19 protein-coding genes and 1 pseudogene are annotated in these 18,237 nt (G+C 32.8%); 7 read left to right on the top strand and 13 right to left on the bottom strand.

Annotated features, from left to right (window positions below):
• Positions 1 to 62: 62 nt before the first annotated feature.
• Entirely contained in the window at positions 63 to 1,436 is a 1,374-nt protein-coding gene (locus C2I06_RS24340) for an MFS transporter (RefSeq protein WP_123259050.1), read from the bottom strand.
• Between the two features lie 309 nt (positions 1,437 to 1,745).
• On the opposite strand from C2I06_RS24340, the gene C2I06_RS24335 reads away from it, so the two are divergent.
• Both C2I06_RS24335 and C2I06_RS24330 read left to right on the top strand, forming a co-directional pair.
• The gene (locus C2I06_RS24335) at positions 1,746 to 2,987 is read left to right on the top strand and encodes an AraC family transcriptional regulator (RefSeq protein ID WP_123259049.1); all 1,242 of its coding nucleotides are present in this window, start codon (positions 1,746 to 1,748) and stop codon (positions 2,985 to 2,987) included.
• A 235-nt stretch (positions 2,988 to 3,222) separates the two neighbouring features.
• Complete coding sequence (locus C2I06_RS24330) at positions 3,223 to 3,561, top strand: MmcQ/YjbR family DNA-binding protein (RefSeq protein ID WP_123259048.1); 339 nt, start codon at positions 3,223 to 3,225, stop codon at positions 3,559 to 3,561.
• A gap of 444 nt (positions 3,562 to 4,005) precedes the next feature.
• Here the strand turns inward: C2I06_RS24330 and C2I06_RS24325 are convergent, their stop codons facing one another.
• From C2I06_RS24325 to C2I06_RS24290, 8 genes and pseudogenes are all read right to left on the bottom strand, one after another.
• Positions 4,006 to 4,920, bottom strand: coding sequence for a DMT family transporter (locus C2I06_RS24325; protein ID WP_235850271.1), 915 nt, complete (start codon positions 4,918 to 4,920; stop codon positions 4,006 to 4,008).
• 23 nt (positions 4,921 to 4,943) lie between these two features.
• On the bottom strand, positions 4,944 to 5,768 hold the full coding sequence (locus tag C2I06_RS24320; protein WP_061797809.1) for an AraC family ligand binding domain-containing protein: 825 nt from the start codon (positions 5,766 to 5,768) through the stop codon (positions 4,944 to 4,946).
• 271 nt (positions 5,769 to 6,039) lie between these two features.
• Positions 6,040 to 6,366, bottom strand: a complete 327-nt coding sequence (locus C2I06_RS24315) for an antibiotic biosynthesis monooxygenase family protein (RefSeq protein ID WP_095330202.1) — start codon at positions 6,364 to 6,366, stop codon at positions 6,040 to 6,042.
• Between the two features lie 68 nt (positions 6,367 to 6,434).
• Positions 6,435 to 6,986, bottom strand: a complete 552-nt coding sequence (locus C2I06_RS24310; protein WP_095330203.1) for a hypothetical protein — start codon at positions 6,984 to 6,986, stop codon at positions 6,435 to 6,437.
• A gap of 11 nt (positions 6,987 to 6,997) precedes the next feature.
• Positions 6,998 to 7,912 (bottom strand): alpha/beta fold hydrolase, encoded by a 915-nt coding sequence (locus C2I06_RS24305; protein WP_235850272.1) that lies wholly within the window; start codon positions 7,910 to 7,912, stop codon positions 6,998 to 7,000.
• Positions 7,913 to 8,122: 210 nt separating this feature from the next.
• A complete protein-coding gene (locus tag C2I06_RS24300) occupies positions 8,123 to 8,536 on the bottom strand; it encodes a YjdF family protein (RefSeq protein ID WP_123259047.1) in 414 nt (137 codons plus the stop codon).
• Between the two features lie 269 nt (positions 8,537 to 8,805).
• Positions 8,806 to 8,942, bottom strand: a pseudogene (locus tag C2I06_RS24295) (cysteine hydrolase); the annotation flags it as partial.
• Positions 8,943 to 8,999: 57 nt separating this feature from the next.
• A complete protein-coding gene (locus C2I06_RS24290; RefSeq protein WP_123259046.1) occupies positions 9,000 to 9,746 on the bottom strand; it encodes an SDR family NAD(P)-dependent oxidoreductase in 747 nt (248 codons plus the stop codon).
• A 167-nt stretch (positions 9,747 to 9,913) separates the two neighbouring features.
• Here C2I06_RS24290 and C2I06_RS24285 point away from each other — a divergent pair, with 167 nt between their 5' ends.
• The gene (locus C2I06_RS24285) at positions 9,914 to 10,291 is read left to right on the top strand and encodes a winged helix-turn-helix transcriptional regulator (protein ID WP_047942800.1); all 378 of its coding nucleotides are present in this window, start codon (positions 9,914 to 9,916) and stop codon (positions 10,289 to 10,291) included.
• Positions 10,292 to 11,168: 877 nt separating this feature from the next.
• Here the strand turns inward: C2I06_RS24285 and C2I06_RS24280 are convergent.
• Positions 11,169 to 12,095: a ketopantoate reductase family protein gene (locus C2I06_RS24280; protein ID WP_123259045.1), complete on the bottom strand. Its 927-nt coding sequence runs from the start codon at positions 12,093 to 12,095 to the stop codon at positions 11,169 to 11,171.
• Positions 12,096 to 12,226: 131 nt separating this feature from the next.
• Between C2I06_RS24280 and C2I06_RS24275 the strand changes: the two genes are divergently transcribed.
• The gene (locus C2I06_RS24275; RefSeq protein WP_123259044.1) at positions 12,227 to 12,754 is read left to right on the top strand and encodes a TetR/AcrR family transcriptional regulator; all 528 of its coding nucleotides are present in this window, start codon (positions 12,227 to 12,229) and stop codon (positions 12,752 to 12,754) included.
• A gap of 447 nt (positions 12,755 to 13,201) precedes the next feature.
• Here the strand turns inward: C2I06_RS24275 and C2I06_RS24270 are convergent, their stop codons facing one another.
• A complete protein-coding gene (locus C2I06_RS24270; protein ID WP_123259043.1) occupies positions 13,202 to 14,725 on the bottom strand; it encodes an SIR2 family protein in 1,524 nt (507 codons plus the stop codon).
• A gap of 109 nt (positions 14,726 to 14,834) precedes the next feature.
• Positions 14,835 to 15,332, bottom strand: a complete 498-nt coding sequence (locus tag C2I06_RS24265; RefSeq protein WP_123259042.1) for a P-loop nucleotide/nucleoside kinase family protein — start codon at positions 15,330 to 15,332, stop codon at positions 14,835 to 14,837.
• Positions 15,333 to 15,626: 294 nt separating this feature from the next.
• Here C2I06_RS24265 and C2I06_RS24260 point away from each other — a divergent pair, with 294 nt between their 5' ends.
• Genes C2I06_RS24260 through C2I06_RS24250 form a run of 3 tightly spaced genes read left to right on the top strand, consistent with a single transcriptional unit; the run spans position 15,627 to position 16,967 of the window.
• Positions 15,627 to 15,968, top strand: coding sequence for a PadR family transcriptional regulator (locus C2I06_RS24260; RefSeq protein WP_123259041.1), 342 nt, complete (start codon positions 15,627 to 15,629; stop codon positions 15,966 to 15,968).
• Complete coding sequence (locus C2I06_RS24255; RefSeq protein WP_095330215.1) at positions 15,961 to 16,443, top strand: hypothetical protein; 483 nt, start codon at positions 15,961 to 15,963, stop codon at positions 16,441 to 16,443. Before C2I06_RS24260 ends, C2I06_RS24255 begins: the two co-directional genes overlap by 8 nt.
• Positions 16,440 to 16,967 carry a permease gene (locus C2I06_RS24250; protein WP_123259040.1) on the top strand — a complete coding sequence of 176 codons (528 nt, stop codon included), beginning with the start codon at positions 16,440 to 16,442 and terminating at the stop codon, positions 16,965 to 16,967. The genes C2I06_RS24255 and C2I06_RS24250 overlap by 4 nt, the downstream gene beginning before the upstream one ends.
• 326 nt (positions 16,968 to 17,293) lie before the next feature.
• On the opposite strand, the gene C2I06_RS24245 is transcribed toward C2I06_RS24250, so the two are convergent.
• Positions 17,294 to 17,764, bottom strand: coding sequence for an NUDIX hydrolase (locus C2I06_RS24245; protein ID WP_123259039.1), 471 nt, complete (start codon positions 17,762 to 17,764; stop codon positions 17,294 to 17,296).
• Positions 17,765 to 18,237: the final 473 nt, after the last annotated feature.

Below are 18,237 nucleotides of genomic sequence, written 5' to 3'. Positions count from 1 at the left end.
ACTATAGAAATACAAATCCCTCTTAAAAATCAAAGTAACTTGAACTACCCCTGCCCGTATTTTCAAGCAGGCTTACTTGAATTTTTTTCACTTCTTTTCCTTTCTAAATCGCTTACAAGTTGTGTTGTCCGCTTTTTATTAAGTGGATAAAGAAAAGCGAAACAAATAAATACTAATAAAAGACCAAGCGCAGGTATTAATGTAGCAAGCCTATGAATGCCATCTAGGGTTTCTTGTGTTTGAACTTGAAGAGTAGGATTATAGCCAGCTGCAGCTATTGCCACTCCACCAATGCCTCCTGCAACCGCCTGGCCAACTTTACGAGAAAAAGAATAAATAGAGTATATGGTTGCATCCTCCCGTAATCCTGTTAGATACTCATGGTAATCAACCAAATCTGTGATAAATGCCCAGCTTATTAAGTTAAAAAGAGCATAACCAAATAATCCGACTGATAAAATACAAATGAATATTGTTGCTGTTACATTAGGCAAGAAATATAACACTAAATAGGCAAGTGTAGAAAGTAAAAATCCCGCAGATGCAACTTCTTTCTTACCGAATCTTGCTACCAATGGCTTAGCCATTGGCATGCCGATAAAAATTGTTGCTGATTGAACCATACTGAATACACTTAGTAGCTTTGCATCGCCAAAATAATCCTTAAATAAATACGTATTTACAGAACCAATTAACATTAAATTTATTAAGAATAATAGTGAACCAATTAAAAACACAATTAACGGTCTATTTTTAGAAATTCCCTTTAATGTTTTTGCTAAATTAATATTCGGCTGTTCATCCTCGTTCCTTACTACTCGTTCGATACTTAGCTTGTAGCATGCCATATAACTGGATATAGAAAGAATACCAAAAATTATTGCTCCTACTAAAAATTGATTTGCATCCGCTTTATTATCAACGAATAATATCAAAGGTCCTGCAACCCCAACTATCAATTGAGCAAGTGCCGCTCCGAGAGATCTCCAAGTTGACAAAGTTGTTCGTTCTACTGGATCGGCTGTGATAACGGAAGCCATTGATCCGTATGGAATGTTAACCGTACTGTATAATGTTCCCCATAAAATATATGTTACATAGGCATATGCAGTATAAAAACCATTAGACATACCTGGAATATGAATAAACATTAAAATACCTGAAATAACAAGAGGAAATGACATTCTATAAATCCACGGCTTGAATTTTCCATGCTTCCCTGCTTTTCTAGTATCTATAAACCGTCCCCATGTAATGTCCGCAATAGCATCCCATAAACGCGCTATTAGGAATAAGCCCCCTACAGCAGCCGGATTTAAATGAAAAACATCTGTATAATAAACCATCAAAAATGAACCAACTAGAGCAAAAAAGAAATCGTTTCCAAAATCACCAAACAAGTATCCAAATTTGTCTTTTATCCCAAAAGGACGCATACCATTCACCTCAAAAATATTTTTTTATAGAGATTACGAATGAAAAATTTTGCAGATTAATACTTTCTTGACTTTTGAATCCGATTACATTTATTTTATTTATAAAATAAATGATTAGATTATTTCCCTCTAGACTTTTTAAATAGGAAAATAATCTTTGATAACGTTATCACTTATAGATAAATATTTTGAAATCGATTTCTAAATATGAGTATAAATTCTCATCCTAAGAAATTATGGTGTTTTTTACAGAATAATAGTGAAATTCACATATTTATTTTAATTTCATTTTGTCTGGAGGTACTATTCATGCAATCTATTAAACAAATAACTGATTTAGAATATATTTGCCATCTAGCTTACAGTATGTTTAAAATCCCTACTTATTTTTTCAACTCTGTAGGGGAGCTTATCCATAAAGCAGTAGATTCCAATTTTCATCATAATCCCATATACCAATCTAATGTGGACATTATTATTGAGCTATTTTCTAAAATGGAAAAACAAAAAGCTATCCCCATCCTAAAGGAGACAGCTTTTTTAGAAAAATACGTATCACTAAGCATTTATTCTAATAACCGTTTTGAGGGAAATATCATTGTCGGTCCTGTAATCAATTTCCGAATGACTGATGAAACCATCACTAGTAGTTTAAGAGATATGGATATTAGAGTGGCGAAAGAAGAAATGCTCCATTATTACTCTAATCTTCCTATACTAAGCAATCTAAAATTTATAAAATTCAGTATGATGATCTATTATATGATTTATCAAAAACAATTGAATATATTAGATATTGTGCAAACTAATAAAGAAATAGAAAAGGAAAATTTAAATATTGAGCCTATAGATAACCAAATTATTGAGAGCCGTCAAAATAAAAATGTGCATACAGATATTTCTCTCGAAAAGAAATTCTTAAATTATATTAAAATAGGAAAAAAAACAGGATTATTAGAAAGTTTTCATGCTATCAACAAACAAGGCAAAAAAGGGATTCTTTCCAAAACTAGTTATTTAAGAAGTCAAAAAAATATTGCAATATCTCTTATTACCCTTGCAACAAGAGCTGCAGTGGAAGGAGGCCTGTACCAAGAAATTGCCTATAGTCTTAGTGATTCCTATATAATCAAACTTGAAGAATTATCTAACAGCAGAGCAGTGGACCAACTTATCGAAAATGCTCTCATAGATTTTGCAGAGCGAGTAGAGAATTCAAAAAAATATAAGTACTCGAAACCCATTAATATTTGTCAAACTTATATTTTTAACCATCTTTATGAAAATATAACCCTTTCTGAACTTGCTAATTTAACTGGATTAAATCCAAACTATCTCTCTAACCTTTTTAAAAAGGAAGTTGGAATTTCTATAAAGGCATTTATCCAAAAAACTAAGATAGACGAAGCAAAAAACTTATTAAGCTATTCCAATTATTCCTTAACAGAAATCTCAACATTATTAAACTTTCATGACCAAAGTTATTTCACAAGAATATTCAAGCAGGTTACAGGTATCACTCCTAAACAATATATAAACAAAAATTGCTAAGCGTAAAAGTACGTTTTAATTTGGATAGTTCTGATAAGCTTTCCGTTATCAAGATATTTGTTAATTTTCATACAATGCTTGGAATGAATGAGGTAAAACATCTGTGAGATTAGTGCACGATCCACCCCATGAGCGAAAAAAGCAACATAATCAAGGACATCCCCTATCTATCAGTTTATACTACTAAAAGAGTAATAAAGAAAGGAGCTAAACTTTATGACAATCCAGAAAAGAAATTTTTTCTTATGTAAAAGAAAAGTATGGTACAAATCCAGAGTATCCATGGAAAAAATTCCAAAATTATGCTGTGTTAAGACATGATAATCAGGGAAAATGGTATGGGTTAATGATGAATGTTCCTAAAAACAAACTAGGATTATCAGGAGAAGAAGTAGTAGATGTCTTAAATGTAAAATGTGAACCAGAATTAAAAAATCTACTTCAGAAAGAAGAGGGAATCTTACCGGCATACCATATGAATAAGGAACACTGGATTTCTATCATACTTGATAGCCCATACCCTAAAGCTGACATCTATAATTTACTAGATACTAGTTATTATTTAACAAAATAAAATATGTTTATTATAACCTTAAAAGGTTACAAAGAGATAATTTGCATTATAATGAATTCGTCCATAAATCTACAGTTCTCTCTAGTTTATAACATCTACATTTGTAATATCATAATAAAGGACCCTGCTTTAAAAAAGGAAGAGTCCTTTATAAAACCCTAAATCTAGCTATTCAATATGGCAGGAGATAAAACCATTTAAGCTGATTATGAAATTAATCTGTGTATATGAACAGCAATATGAACTATTTCCTTAATGTTGAATGTGCCATTCCTAGCTTGAGATACAAACTAGCAATCTGTCAAAAAGCATATTATCTATATCCTTCACTTAGCCAACACTTTACATTCCATGAAAAAATTAGATCATTTTAACAGTCTCATTTTATAAAGAACCACTCTTATAAAAAAGCAATCTCCCTCATTGCTATAAGTATCCCTCCATCTAATAACTACTTACCAAATCCTTTTTTTTCTTAGTAATTATTTTAGATTCGGAAACGAAAAGGCCAGTTAGGGTCAACAATGTACCAAGAGCTGCCATCCAAGTTAAAGGCTCTTTTAAGACTATCATAGCCGTGATAACGGTAATTACAGGAACAAGATAGATATATACACTTGCTTTAATTGCCCCTAATTTCTTAATGGCTAAATTCCAAGAAACAAAGCAAACTGCAGATGCGCCTAATCCTAGAAAAATGATATTAAATAAGTAGATCGGTTGGGTAAAACGTTCGATTCCTAGTTTAAAGTCAAATAAACATAAAACAGGGATCATAAATAAAATACCGTATAAAAAAATCCGCCTTGTAGCTTGAATCGTATTATATCCATAACTACTAATTTTCTTCGTAATAACGGAATAGATTGCCCATATTAGAGTTGCTGCAACAGCTAGTAGATCACCTAATGGATTTACTTTAAAATTAGCAGTGCCATTAAAACTGATGAGAAAAATTCCTATTAAAGCTAGAATAAAACCAATGAAGAAATTTAATCGCAAAGGTTCACTTTTCAAATAATAATAAGTGAGAATAGCAGTAAAAAATGGCACCATCGCACTTATTACTCCTACATTAGAAGCAGTAGTAAAGGTCAAAGCAATATTTTCTAAGAGGTAATAAAGTGTTACCCCACATAACCCCGCAAGTAAAAATAAATAATGATGCTTTCTATCTTTCATTTTTAGTCGATATGGATAAATGATGCTCAAGGCTACAATTCCAATGACAAAACGAAAGAATAATACCTCAATGGGAGTAAAATCAGTTAATAATATTTTTGTAGATATGTATGTTGTCCCCCAAATCATTATCGTGATAATTGCTGAAATATGTCCAAAATTCATCTTATTCGCCACTCTTTCCTTCTAGTTGAAACAATTTAATTTACACTATCTATATAAATATTTCGGTATTGTCCAGGCGTTAATCCAATAAAATCCATAAAATAATGACTGAAATGGCTTTGATCCACAAAACCAGTCTGAGCAGCTACATCGGTTGGTTTCATCCCTTGTTCTAATAGCTTCTTTGCTTTGTTGATACGCACTGTCTGTAAATATCGATAAGGAGTAATACCGCGAATTCGCGCAAATGAACGTAATAAGGTATATTTATTCATATTGCATACCGCCACCAAATCATCAAGAGAAATCGGATCAACATAATGCCTTTCAATAAATTCACAAACTTTTGATATTTCCTTGGTCATCTTATCCAATTTAATGTTTTTCTCTATGGCACTATATTCTTCAATCAATTGCTCCATTAAGAAATAAAAAGTTTCTTCTTTCTCCAAATCTCCTAACTCAGCCATGATCATTTGATGCAGTCGCTGTAATAATTCTGCATGTTCACTACGGAAGACGACTGGATCTTTAAAGGAAGGCAGATAGTCTTTACCAGTGATTTCTTCTACCACTTTTCGCATTACTTCTGGTGTAATATTTAAACAACGATAATCTAAGGGCTCATCATCCATTTGTTCACAAGCATGATTATCAAATGGATTAAAAAAGATAAGATCTCCACTATTAATAACATAATCTTTGTTTCTACATGTCAATTTTCTTTGACCACTCTCGATAAAGCCAATAACGTAGTATTCATGAAAGTGATTAGGAAACTTTTGCATAATCCCGTGAAATCGATAGGCTTCAATTTGCAAATCTTCATCAAAACAAATTTTTCTTTCTTCCCTTCTCATCTGATACTGTTCCCCCTTGTCTTCTGTTTAAATAGCTTAGCATACTTTTATTAGTTGTTCTTGTAGGATATTGACTAAAAAAGCTTTAAGCAAAGAAAAAAAGCGTCAAAACCATTTATCCTGGTAATAGACGCTGCTAAGAAAAAAATTGCCGCATTTTTTCCATAGCTTAGTTCAAACTTATCTTCAAAATTTTTTCCTATAATCAAAGAATCATTTTCCGCAAAGATGCTCTTCTGCTTTTATGGTTAGCCTAAAGAGACTAGCTTTATTACATTTCGAAGAAGTTATCTCTTTCTACTTTGCACACTCTTAGCGCAAAGCTCTGGTACCACTCTTTTTTTCCCAATTTCTGCGCAGCAAGATGGACGGAATTTTCCTTCCAATTCTTTATTGCCTCTAAGGAATCCCAATAGGAAACAGTAATGCCCAGTCCCTCATCACGTGCACTTTCTACACCTAAGAAACCTTCCTGCTGTGAAGCTAACTCTACCATTTTTTCCGCCATTTTTCCGTAGCCTTTGTCACCTTCCGTTCGCTGGGAAGAAAAGATAACCGCATAGTAAGGTAGTTTAGGAGTTTTAGCAATCCCATTCATTTTTAGTTCCTCCAATACGTCTTATTTTCCAATCACTTTTAATAGATGATTATAACATCGTTTTACGTTTAGTCTGGTAAATTGCTATTTAACAATTGATTATATTCACTCCAAAACTCATCATACATATTTTTATCAAAGTCATCAGCAATTCGTTTCTCTTTTGAAGAACGAAAGAAATCCCTTGCCTCTATTGCAAATTGACAAACTTGAAATGTATATTCGTTTCTACTAAGCTTAACATTTAAATCGGGATAGTAGATGCTGCCTGATTGATTGTCGGTACTAGTAAACTTAACAAAATCTGAAAGAAATACGTCATCCCCACAATGTTTTACTGTCCAATGAATGGAAATAGGACAACTCGTCATCAATATTAAACCACATCCATGGAGAATTAACCCTTCATCATCCTCGGGAGCACAAAGATAATCATTATCTAATGTTCGTAACAAAGCTAATGCTGATTCACTAATCCCCCATTCTTCATCTATTCCGGATTGAGTAATAACGGTGTCATTAACCTTTAAATATATTTCTCCATGAGAGCATAGATCCTCTTCTGAATCAGTTGATCCTAGCCAGTATTGTTTCTTGATATTGATTTTAAACAGTTGCATTGTTTAACCCCTTATAATCCATTTCTAATTTTAATCAAACTTTTAATTGCTGTTATTACTACGTCTGGACGATCAAGATAAATAGAATGACTAGAATTCTCAGCAAAAATTAATTCACTATCTTTACTAAGTAGGGCCTGTTTCATAATAAGCTCTGCCCACTTATCTTCTAATTTTCTCATCTCCCACTCGGGCAGTCCCTCCGCAATTCCCAATTGAATGTTATATTCTTTATCTCGTCCAATAACTATTAGAGGCAAATTAGGAAAAACCCCCAACCTCTTTATTCGTTCTCCATCCTTCTTCCAATTACACATTTCCAGGTACATCGTTTTATATAAGGCAGGACTTGTCTGAAAGTCAAGGACATGCTCTTGGAGATGAAGTGGTAGATTTTTTTGTTTATCCGTAAGAGTAGGTTTTACTATTTCTTTTAGTTCAGCTGGTTTCATTAGCGAGTAAGAATGGCACTTCTCTAACCAGACCTCATCCGTACCAGTCTCATCTAGCACTGGTAACTCTAATTCATCTAATTCTTTTAAGTCAACAGAAGTGGAATCAATCAATACGATTCCGGCAATTTTTTCTGGAAAAACCTTGGCATAATGCTGTGCACATAAACCACCATAAGAATGTCCAACTAAAATAACGGGCTCAAAAATATTTAATCCGATCAACAATTGACTTAATTCATCTATAACTGCGTTCGTATTACGTATCTCTTCACTTAATGGACTAAGCCCGAGTCCTGGTCTATGAAACATAATGACTCTGTTTGATTTCGCTAATGATTTTGTTACTTGATACCACTCATAAAACGAACAACCCATTCCTGTAAGTATAACAATAGGAATTCCTTTACTGCCTATATGTAAAAGTTCTATTTTCTTCTCTTTTACCATTATAAATTGGTTAATCTTATTCACCCCTGCTTTGGAATAATAGTTCTATCTCTTCCTTTTCCAATAACTTACTTATTCTATATAGTCTTGTATATTCCTTCTTCTGTTCCATGCCCTGATAGTTTGATAAAACATCCTTGTTTTTTAGTAAGATAAAGCAATTAATTCTATTTAAGTGAATGATGATAAATAAAAACAGACAACATTAGTTGTCTGCAAAAAATAGAAATTATGTTACCTGCCTTTATGTTTATTTTTAGCCTTTTGAACCTTGCAATTTCTAATATACGTCTTTTTTTCTTCTCTTAGCTGTTTATTTTTAGCTGATTTTGCTTTCTTCCGTTGTTCATATTCAGCCTTGATGGCTTCTTGTGCTTTAGAAGAAACAGAGCATTGCTTTAATTCTTTTGAGACTTTTCTTTGAATTCTTTTAGGATTAATTTTCTTTTGTGATTTCTGACAAATAGGTATCCCTATTTGTTGATTAGATTCAATAACCCTTAATAATTTTCTGTTCACAAAATCTAATACTTCCTGATCTTTTGGTTCTTTACCGAAAATATATCGGCAGGCTTTAAGTTTATTTTCAGACACAATTTCTATAAGCCCTATATAAAATTGACCATCATAATAAATGGTTAGTTTCATTATAGGTCCCTCCTCCATTTATACTAGAACGATGGACATCCCGAGGAGGGGAAGGCTACTGACATTAAATTTTTTAATGCATTCGGACTACCAACCGAATTGTGTTTTTTCATTCCAAAATATATTATACAATAATTTACTTTTTATGTAGAGTTAATGGTAAAAGATTGTTTAACTCTGTAACTGATCCTACTGAATTATTCTCCTACATTTATGATAAAAGAATTTCTTTATTTAGTACTGGAAAGCCGCTTAGTGCCGTAAGCGTATTAAAAAAACTCGTTTAGCAATTTAACTGTTGTAAGTATTGAGGCAAATTCTTCGTGCAATGTAGCTAGAGATTATGGATAGTAGCTGCATCATAATATGTACCATCTTGGACCTTCATACCAAAAGCAGCTGTTGCAAGGAAATCCCCATTAACCCTTTTTTAGGGACTATTTGTAATCTCTGCACAGTGAAATTATACCTGTGCTAGCCCGCCATCTACGAACAATTCAACTCCCGTCAAGTAACTGCTTTCGTCTGAAGCAAGGAAAGTTACAGCGTTTGCTACTTCTTCAGGTGTTCCAACTTTTCCAGATGGAACAGTATTTTTGCTATTTTCCATTACTTCTTCAAGTGCATCACCAAAAAGTTCATCGTATGCAGGTGTAAGAATAGCTCCTGGACTAACCACATTTACACGGATTTCAGTACCTTTTAGGTCAAGAATCCAGTTGCGAACTAGTGCTCTTAATGCTGCTTTAGATGCTCCATATACACTAAACGCTGGGTTGCCAATTGATCCAGCAGTAGAGCCTGTTACAATAATAGAACCTACTTTGTCCGGGAATAGTGATAACGCTTTTTGAACAGTAAAGATGGTTCCTTTAACGTTAATGTCGAACGTTCTATCAACCTGCTCTTCAGTAATTTCACCTAATGGAAGGAAGTTGCCGATGCCTGCATTAGCAAAAAGAATGTCCAACTTACCTTTTTCCTGCTTTATAATGTCATATAGTTTGTCTAAGTCTTCAAGCTTAGAAATATCACCTTGAACACCGGTTACGTTCTTGCCAATTTGGTTAACAGCTTTATCAAGTTCGTTTTGTCTACGTCCCGTGATATAAACATATGCACCTTCGTTTACAAATTTTTGTGCTGTAGCAAGACCAATCCCACTAGTTCCACCCGTTACAAGCGCTATTTTACCTTCAAATTTACCCATACTTAACACTCCTTTAGAATTAATTTTATTTTATGTCTAGTACCTTAAGTACTTGAAGAACAACTTACAAGATATAGTATCCTTCAGTAAGCACATTATCGGAAGTACCCACTTTTTTGTGATATAGTAACTAAAAAGTAATAAATGTGGAATGGAGAGCTTTAGACATGAAAAAATTTAGTTGTGGGTTTGAAGTGACAAAGGAAGTTATTGGCGGAAAATGGAAAGGCCTTGTATTATACTTTTTAATGAATGGACCAAAGAGAACGAGTGAATTAAAGCGCATTATCCCAAATATAACTCAGAAAATGCTGATTCAAACACTTAGAGAGCTTGAAGCCAGTGGACTTGTGAGCAGAAAGATGTATAATCAAGTACCGCCGAAGGTTGAATATTCATCCACTGAACTTGGAGAATCTCTTAAACCTATCTTGCAGGAGCTCTGTCAATGGGGAAGCCATTATGCGGAGCAAGAGTATGCAGAAGGTGAATATGAAATTGTACAACCAGAACAAGTTTCATATCAAGATAATATCATTTCATAGAGATCTAAAGGGATTAGTCATCTTAGTCAATACCTTCAGAATAAGGTTTAGGAATACTTGAACGCACTATCAAGATATAATTACATAATGTAATACAGCATTACCTAAAAACACGGAGCTACTTTAGATTAGATGATTCTTATTATTATTTTAACTTTATAGTTTGGTGTATCTGATATATTTTCTAAAATTACAAAAAGAGAAAAACAATATATTAAAAATTATTTCAGATGATACTATTAAAAATTAGTCGAGATAAACTCGGCTATTTTCATTGTCTAAACTTTTCGCTTGTTATTCAATTATCCTGCCCTGATAGTGATATTAGAAATACCTTTTTTAACAAAAAGAAGCGTTAACTCTTAAACTAAGCGTTAATCTTTCTTAATCTATCGAAATGGTTTGGATAGAAACTAAAGCAAATTCTCGCGAAATTGTTATTACTAACCGGGGAAAAACTGGCTTTAAAGACTTTTTTGGACTAGATAAATCAGATTTAGACTTTCCTGTTTCATAATAGTGGTTTACAGACTATAATAAAAAACTTTCTTTATTGAAGGTGTTTTTGTGGGCCATTTTTTATAACATTCTAGTTAATCTTTATTACGTTATCCTGCCCTTATAGTTACAAGGGACTCCTTCTTTTGAAATGAAATAAGCATTAACTGCCAGTTTAAGCGTTAATCCTTCTCAACCTAAATTATGGTTTAAAACAGTAAAAGTCTAATTCTATTATATTCACACGAATATTCGCTTTATTTTTGACTGCGTATTTATCTTGGACATTGCCTATTCCTATTTTCCCTTCTCTATAACTTTGTTAAAATACTGCAACACTATAACACTTTCCTATTATAAGTAAAAAAAGCTTATATCATTAGGTTAGGAGTTTACTAATATTTTCGAGTGTATTTACATGTATATTTTTTCTTCTTGCTTCATCAAGAATTAATTTGGCACTGCGTCCAGTTATAATATTATTTCCTTCCATTAAAGATCGTGCTGTACTTCCACTTTTAAAGATAAACTTGGACATTATAATCCCTATAATTTTTGGTGATATCGTTGAAAGTAAAGTATTTAAAGCATCATAACTCATTCCTCGCTCCTTCATTATAGGCTTTAGCTGTCTAAGATTGATGGAAATGTTTCCTAAAGCATCGATAGAATCCATCAATCCTATAAAACTCCCTTCTTTTAAAACTTCTATTTCAACAGCTACATTTAAGAGGAAGTGGTTCAATAAGAACTTTTTAAAGTTAGTCTGCCTTTTAAGGCTGAATTCTGCTTGCTCAAATAATGTGTATACTTGCTGAACTCGTTCTTTCGAAGCCTTCCCTATATCACCTATCATAATAATAGAAGAAAACGCACCATTAATTGTGTTTGTCCCTACTGTTCCCCCGCCAGCACCAGGAAACCCGAATATAATTTGAGTTTGTGGTAATATTTCTGTCTGCTTGATTGGATCCTCCCAAAAGTTATTAAAAAACAGTACAGTAGCGTTATTCACCTTATTATTCAATGTTTTTACAACAGAACTGATTTGTTCAATATTGACGCTCACAAAAATCAAGTCATAGTTATGATTTTGTGGAATTTCATATATTAAGTTAGTTTCCCACGATACATTAATCTTTTTAGACTTCCGTTTCCTCCGATCGTCTAGCTGTAAGTTCAGCATTGGCGTATACTTATCTATTGATTCTGGTCTAATATAAAAGTCAATATTATTTCCATTTTCTTTAAAGATCCAAGCATATTGAGTAGAAATCACCCCACGCCCAATAACTAAGATATTCATTAAATCCCCCTCCAGTTCGTTAATTGAACAGTTGTTGATTTAATAGTATCATTTGTATTACAGGAAACAATCATCAAAAGCCATGATATGTTGATTAATGAACATCATACTAAAATTGTTGAGGTGTGGAGATGGAAAGAAGAAAAAGGAGAACGCAAAAGCTAATAATAGACACTTTTTTCTTATTACTTAATGAGAAACCGTTTGATAAAATCACAGTAAATCAAATTACAACATTAGCTGATATTAACAGAGGCACTTTTTACCTTCATTATCAGGATAAATATGAATTACTAGAAAAAACCATTAAAATCTATATAAATCAAATGGACCAATACTGTCTTCATAATCAAGAAATGACTATTAACTCACTTACTTTAGCTTTTGATTACTTAAAGGAAAATTACAATTTTATTGAACCCTTATTGAGGAATGAAGGGTATCAACTATTCCAACACGAACTCAAGTCATCTATATCTTCCTTTATTGAAACTTCCGATTTATTTGATCTCCGCGTTGTTAGTATTTTGAAAAGAAGGGCTATCATATCAACTATTCTAGGAACTATTGAATGGTGGTTAGCTGAAGATGAATTGAACACAGATCCATCAGAAATTGCTGCTGAATTAAAAGATATAATCTTTTCCATCATTACATAAATTTATTATATAATCTTGGGTTAAATATGGGCTGCTTCTCTTGGGGAGTATCGATAGTAAGAACACGAAATACCATTTCCTTTTCTAAAGAGATATTGTTGATTTTTTCGTGATTAACAGCTTTAAACTTTTTGAAAGACTTTTAACCTAACAAAATTCTGTGTTAGTAAGTGCGTAATCATAGTTACTGTCGTGTTTAGTAGGGGATTTATAATCGTGCTAGCCGATAAAAGGCTATTAATAGCTTTTCGCCGCAAATTTAATTATCTTGTAAAACTTGAAGCTTTCTCCCCTACTTTTCCTTAACACTAGAACCGTTATTTACATTTTTCGCCTTAACTCCTCCAGCTTGTTTTAAACAATTGCCTGATTTTATTATTTTATAACGTTTAAGTTCAACTTCTTTATTACACACATTGCAATAGCTTTTCGGTCAAAAGAAACCCTCTATAATAGGGCGTTGTACCAAATATCTCCATTAAATATACGGTTATTATCTACCAAAACGACTCTTAAGTTCCCAGAAGAACTTAAACGTAATTTTTGTTGATAATACCTTAAAAGTTGCTGCTGCGTACGATTATCGCTTTTATAGTGTAAAATGACTAAACTTTTATTTTCTATCTCTACCAAGCTTCTGAACATTCCATTTATATGGCCATCATCTCCGTTAAAACCATAACCAATCACACATACTATGTCTGATTCAACAAAATGATCATAAAGATTAACATACTTTCTTGACATACTGACAGAAGTCAAAGGTTTAACTCCACTTTGAGTAAACATAAATGGTACAAGAATTCTTCCTTGTCTCTCCTCGGAAGAAGGTTCTGTTAAAATTTCATTTTTGTATGGATCATAGTATTCATTTACACTTCCATTTAAATGATACACAGGTGTTTCTGCTAATTCTGTCCCTGCTAATACCTGTTGTACAAAATTGTTATAATTGGTAGTTCCCACAGCTTTAATATGAAAATAATTTCTTAAATTTATTAAGTCGTGATAATATCCGGGACCATCTGAAATTCTTGTTTCATCAACATGGACTTTGTTAGTAATATATCTTTGAACAGTATGAAGGAATATAGCAATCCGACTAAATTTAGCCCATTGCGCTTTCGGATTATACAGATATCTAAAATGACTATCTATTAAAGCTTGGTAATCCATTGCTTGGCAATAAATTTCTTCTAATATGCTTCTACCAAGTTCTCTAAACACTGTAAGTCCGTCTGTATCTTCCTTTAAATCAATAGAGGTTTCTTCAATTACAATTTCCATTCCAGTTTGTCCAACACCTTGATAATTCAAAGAAAAAACCCCTGACAAATCATCAAATACGTTTAATTCATCAGGTGCTGCAGTAAACAATTCTTCGTTTAGCTGCGAAACAAGACTTTGACCAATTGCTCCAACCAATAATTCCAAAAAAGCCCTTACAATTCTTTTCAAATAACGATCTGTTGGATATTTTTCTAATAATCTTAAGAATGCTGAAAAATAGTCAGATTCAAACAACAATACACTGGAAGCAAGCTTCTCATTTAACCGAATTGCTTGATTATATCTCATATCACCAATTTGTTCGCCTGTTTCGTTTGTAAACTTATCACGTATTATTGTTTCATTAAACTTCCATTTATTTAACAGATCGGAAACGTTTTCATCAAAATGATCCAGATAATCCAAAATGTTGCTTCTTCTATTTTCTAAACTTGAGGCAATAAGGCCTTCAAACTCTCCTTTTCCAAAAACATTTAATCTCTTACTCGCATAGTTATCTGGAAGCCATTGAGTAGCAATCTGTGACCTAGAGTCTAGGCTTTGAATCTGGCTTCTAAATGTTTCTTTATCTTTTTCATTTGAAACTCTAAATATTTCTAATGCAAACTTCCCTCCAGAAGGTAAACCATAACCTATTTCTGCACCTGCTCCGAAAAATACTGATAATGTTGGTAAACTCAAGCATCTTCACCTCAGCCATCTATTTTCTATTATTTTACTTCAATATTCAAAAAGTTAGAACACCTCCCCCAAAAAAGCACTCTACATACATGAATCATTGAACTCCTTGTTATTCTTTTCCGCTATATTCTAAAATATTTAAACCCTCAGATGCCTCTGGTGCTTCAAAAAATTTAGTAACATGAATAAACACCGCTTCTGTGTCAAAAGTTGATCTTTCTGGTTGTTCATTACGCCTTTGTGCGATTTGACGTAAGCATTGCTCGTTATTTAGATTAAGGAAAATTAGTTGATGGCTTGCATTGACCTCTGACGCCATATCAAAAAACCACTTTCGCAGTTTTTGAGTGTTTGCTGGAAAATCCATTACTACATCTGTACCAACACTTAATATGTTTTGGACATGCTTTTTCACCAATGGCTTGAGCTGCGCTGAGAATTTTAGATAGTCCTCAAATGATGCAATTTGATTGGGATAAAGAGATGAAAGCCACTCATCCTCAGACAACAGTACCGCATGTTTATCTATCGCCAATTGCTTTGATTTAGTTGATTTTCCAGCTCCCATTTTTCCACAGAAAAAGTATAGAGTCCCCAATTTTTTCATTTTTTTAGTTATTCTCCTCTTATTAATATTTAAAAGTTAAGATTTATATCCAGTATACTTATTCTACCGATATCGTTTATTTTCCTTTTTTAGCAAACCCGCTCTTTAATTCCATAAAAAGAGATGCCGTAGCACCTTCTTTTCCTAAATATAAGTCTAGTTAAAATGTAAGACTCACATTTAATTTTCATTATAAAAAGATTGACATATAACCGACAATAACACTATACTGTTAATAACAGTAATATATTGATAAAAAGTTCATTACATTAAAATTAGGGGGCTCAATCTTTTATGAAACATACAGGGAGACATACTGGTGCATTTCTTTTGCTGTTTTTAATGGAGGGAGATAATTATGGTGGAAAACTGTTGCAAAAATGTAAGGAAGAGCTTCCCATCAATCCAATTGATAGCGCCATACTATATCGCACACTAAAAAAATTGGAGGAAGAAGGTGCCATTGATTCTTATTTAGATGTTTCTGATCAAGATAAACCGGTAAGGATGTATAAAATCACTACACTTGGAAAAAGAAAATTAGAAGAATTTCAAATTGATATTCAAGAAAAAATTAAAAATTTATCATTTTTCCTGGAAAAATACAAAAAATGGAATTGCGAAAATAATGGTTAATGGAATTGTTTTATATACGATAGCTGCTATTTATCTGAGCCTGTCTTTTATAAAAGACAAATATAAAACAAAGGTAGCCTTATTAAGCTCATGGAAAATGTTTCGCAATGTTTTACCGGATTTATTAGCCATTATGCTCTTCGTTGGGCTGGCACTTTCTTTATTGACACCGTCTCTTATTTCTTCCATTATTGGGGAAAATTCCGGTTTACTTGGTATCCTTTACTCAACAATCATTGGATCAATTGCTATAGTCCCAAGCTTTATCGTTTTTCCTCTTGGACATACATTAGTTCAAAATGGCGCTGCTCTTCCACAAGTTGCTGTATTAATGTCGACATTAATGTCTGTAGGACTGGCAAGTTTATTTATGGAGCAAAAAACTTTTGGTCAAAGTTTTGCTTATGCCCGAAATATTTCTGCCATAATAATGTCTCTTCTATTTGCATTAATTATTTGGGTGGTGATGACATGAAAAAGCTAAAAAGATATCGCTTCTTTCTCATTTTATTATTAGGGCTTCTGCTTATAGCATTTATGAATCAAACGATTGCTGCAAAAACAGTTCAGTTAACTGGTAAAAATATTTTGGATATGTTAATTCTACTTCCTCCAGTATTTATATTAGTGGGATTATTGGACCAATGGGTAAAGAAAGAAACACTCGTTAGATATATGGGGGAAAAATCAGGTATAATTGGTGTCCTCTTCACCTTATTATTAGCAACAGTAGCTGCTGGACCTCTTTATATAGCCTTTCCAATCGCAGTACTTTTATTGAGAAAAGGAGCTAGCATCCGCTATATAGTGTTTTTTTTAGGGGCTTGGTCAACAGTGAAATTGCCAGTTCTAGTGTATGAATTTACTTCATTTGGTCCTAAATTCACACTTATTCATATTTGTTTCGGACTCGTGTTTTACTATTTAACAGGAATTCTTTTTGAAAAAATGTATAGCCAACAAAAGTTGCTAAAGTATGATACAACTATCGGAAAATAGATTTAAATCATTTAGTATTTTAAACCCCACAATTCCAAATTCTTTAGTAGCTGTAGTCATTAAATTGATAACACTCTATTAGTCTTTTTAAAAGCAATACAAATAAAACTCCAACGAATTATAGAAACTCATTTAATTTAACGTCACATACACTTCGCCCAAAGTGCCTGAAACCCTCTTGATAATCTCCCGGTGGAAGGCAATTATATGTTTCTATGGGTGAAGCCATTGAACGAGAAACTATTAGATTACTTAGGATTGTACTCGTAGTATCTATTATAGAAAGCCTCGGTTAAAGACTATGTATAATTATTTTGAAGTTGAACTTATTTAAATACACCTTTTCTTTTGCAAAGCCAATCTTCTAAGGCATCTTCGTGTTGCTTAGTGAATAATTTCGGTATTTTATTTATTGGAAAGTACTTCAAATCCAATGTCTCAATACCATCTGCAGTAAGTTCCCCATCAATTGGCTTACATTGAAAAAAGTGAGTAATAGTCTGAGCTTTATCTCCGTTCGGAAACTCAGCAGAATATTTAGAGTAGACACCAATAAGATGTTCAACCTTAACATTTAATCCTGTCTCCTCAAGAATTTCTCGTTTTGTTGTTGCTTCAAGAGATTCTCCTAGTTCCATAGCACCGCCTGGAAAACCCCACTCATTTCCATCTCCCCTTTTTTGTAAGAGAATCTCATTTCGTTCGTTATAAACAATACCTCCAGCAAAATTAAGAAATATTAAATCTTGTCCCACTTTTCCACGAATATAGCGAATGTAGTCACTAGATGTAGTCATAAATTTCCTCCTATATATAAAATACAAGTTAATTATATACCAAATAGAATAAAATGGTATTTCAAGTTATATTTTTCCGTCTTCCACTAATTCCCTTTTGTTTAATAACTTAATAAAAAAGCATTAATCCTTCTTAATCTTAATTATGGTATAATAAAGAAAACGTCTAACCCTTATGTATCAAGGATTTAGACGCCTATCATTTGAAATTATTGAGCGTTAATATGTATTATACGAACGTTTGTTTTATTTATAAAAATATGTTTAACCTGAATAAGTTAAGGAATGTCCTTTTTAAAGACATTCCTATTTTTCCCTCAGTAGTACTAATTTATCCTTATTTAACTATCGCCCCCGATTGTTTAAATGCATTCCTCCTAAACTATCCTTGTTTCATCCCTTATCACAGGAAATGCTGCCTAGTTAGTGCAGAAAAAGAAAAGTAGAGCATTAACCCTTATTGGACTACTGCT

This window comes from Niallia circulans, from assembly GCF_003726095.1.
Taxonomy (GTDB): Bacteria; Bacillota; Bacilli; order Bacillales; family Cytobacillaceae; genus Niallia; species Niallia circulans_A.
This window is presented reverse-complemented; position numbering and strand designations above follow the sequence as displayed.

Bases quoted from the DNA above. Each gene is read 5' to 3' on its own strand.
- C2I06_RS24340 (WP_123259050.1), bottom strand. From the start codon at position 1,436: ATGCGTCCTTTTGGGATAAAAGACAAATTTGGATACTTGTTTGGTGAT.
- C2I06_RS24335 (WP_123259049.1), top strand. From the start codon at position 1,746: ATGCAATCTATTAAACAAATAACTGATTTAGAATATATTTGCCATCTA.
- C2I06_RS24320 (WP_061797809.1), bottom strand. From the start codon at position 5,768: ATGAGAAGGGAAGAAAGAAAAATTTGTTTTGATGAAGATTTGCAAATT.
- C2I06_RS24315 (WP_095330202.1), bottom strand. From the start codon at position 6,366: ATGAATGGGATTGCTAAAACTCCTAAACTACCTTACTATGCGGTTATC.
- C2I06_RS24310 (WP_095330203.1), bottom strand. From the start codon at position 6,986: ATGCAACTGTTTAAAATCAATATCAAGAAACAATACTGGCTAGGATCA.
- C2I06_RS24300 (WP_123259047.1), bottom strand. From the start codon at position 8,536: ATGAAACTAACCATTTATTATGATGGTCAATTTTATATAGGGCTTATA.
- C2I06_RS24290 (WP_123259046.1), bottom strand. From the start codon at position 9,746: ATGGGTAAATTTGAAGGTAAAATAGCGCTTGTAACGGGTGGAACTAGT.
- C2I06_RS24285 (WP_047942800.1), top strand. From the start codon at position 9,914: ATGAAAAAATTTAGTTGTGGGTTTGAAGTGACAAAGGAAGTTATTGGC.
- C2I06_RS24280 (WP_123259045.1), bottom strand. From the start codon at position 12,095: ATGAATATCTTAGTTATTGGGCGTGGGGTGATTTCTACTCAATATGCT.
- C2I06_RS24275 (WP_123259044.1), top strand. From the start codon at position 12,227: ATGGAAAGAAGAAAAAGGAGAACGCAAAAGCTAATAATAGACACTTTT.
- C2I06_RS24265 (WP_123259042.1), bottom strand. From the start codon at position 15,332: ATGAAAAAATTGGGGACTCTATACTTTTTCTGTGGAAAAATGGGAGCT.
- C2I06_RS24260 (WP_123259041.1), top strand. From the start codon at position 15,627: ATGAAACATACAGGGAGACATACTGGTGCATTTCTTTTGCTGTTTTTA.
- C2I06_RS24255 (WP_095330215.1), top strand. From the start codon at position 15,961: ATGGTTAATGGAATTGTTTTATATACGATAGCTGCTATTTATCTGAGC.
- C2I06_RS24250 (WP_123259040.1), top strand. From the start codon at position 16,440: ATGAAAAAGCTAAAAAGATATCGCTTCTTTCTCATTTTATTATTAGGG.
- C2I06_RS24245 (WP_123259039.1), bottom strand. From the start codon at position 17,764: ATGACTACATCTAGTGACTACATTCGCTATATTCGTGGAAAAGTGGGA.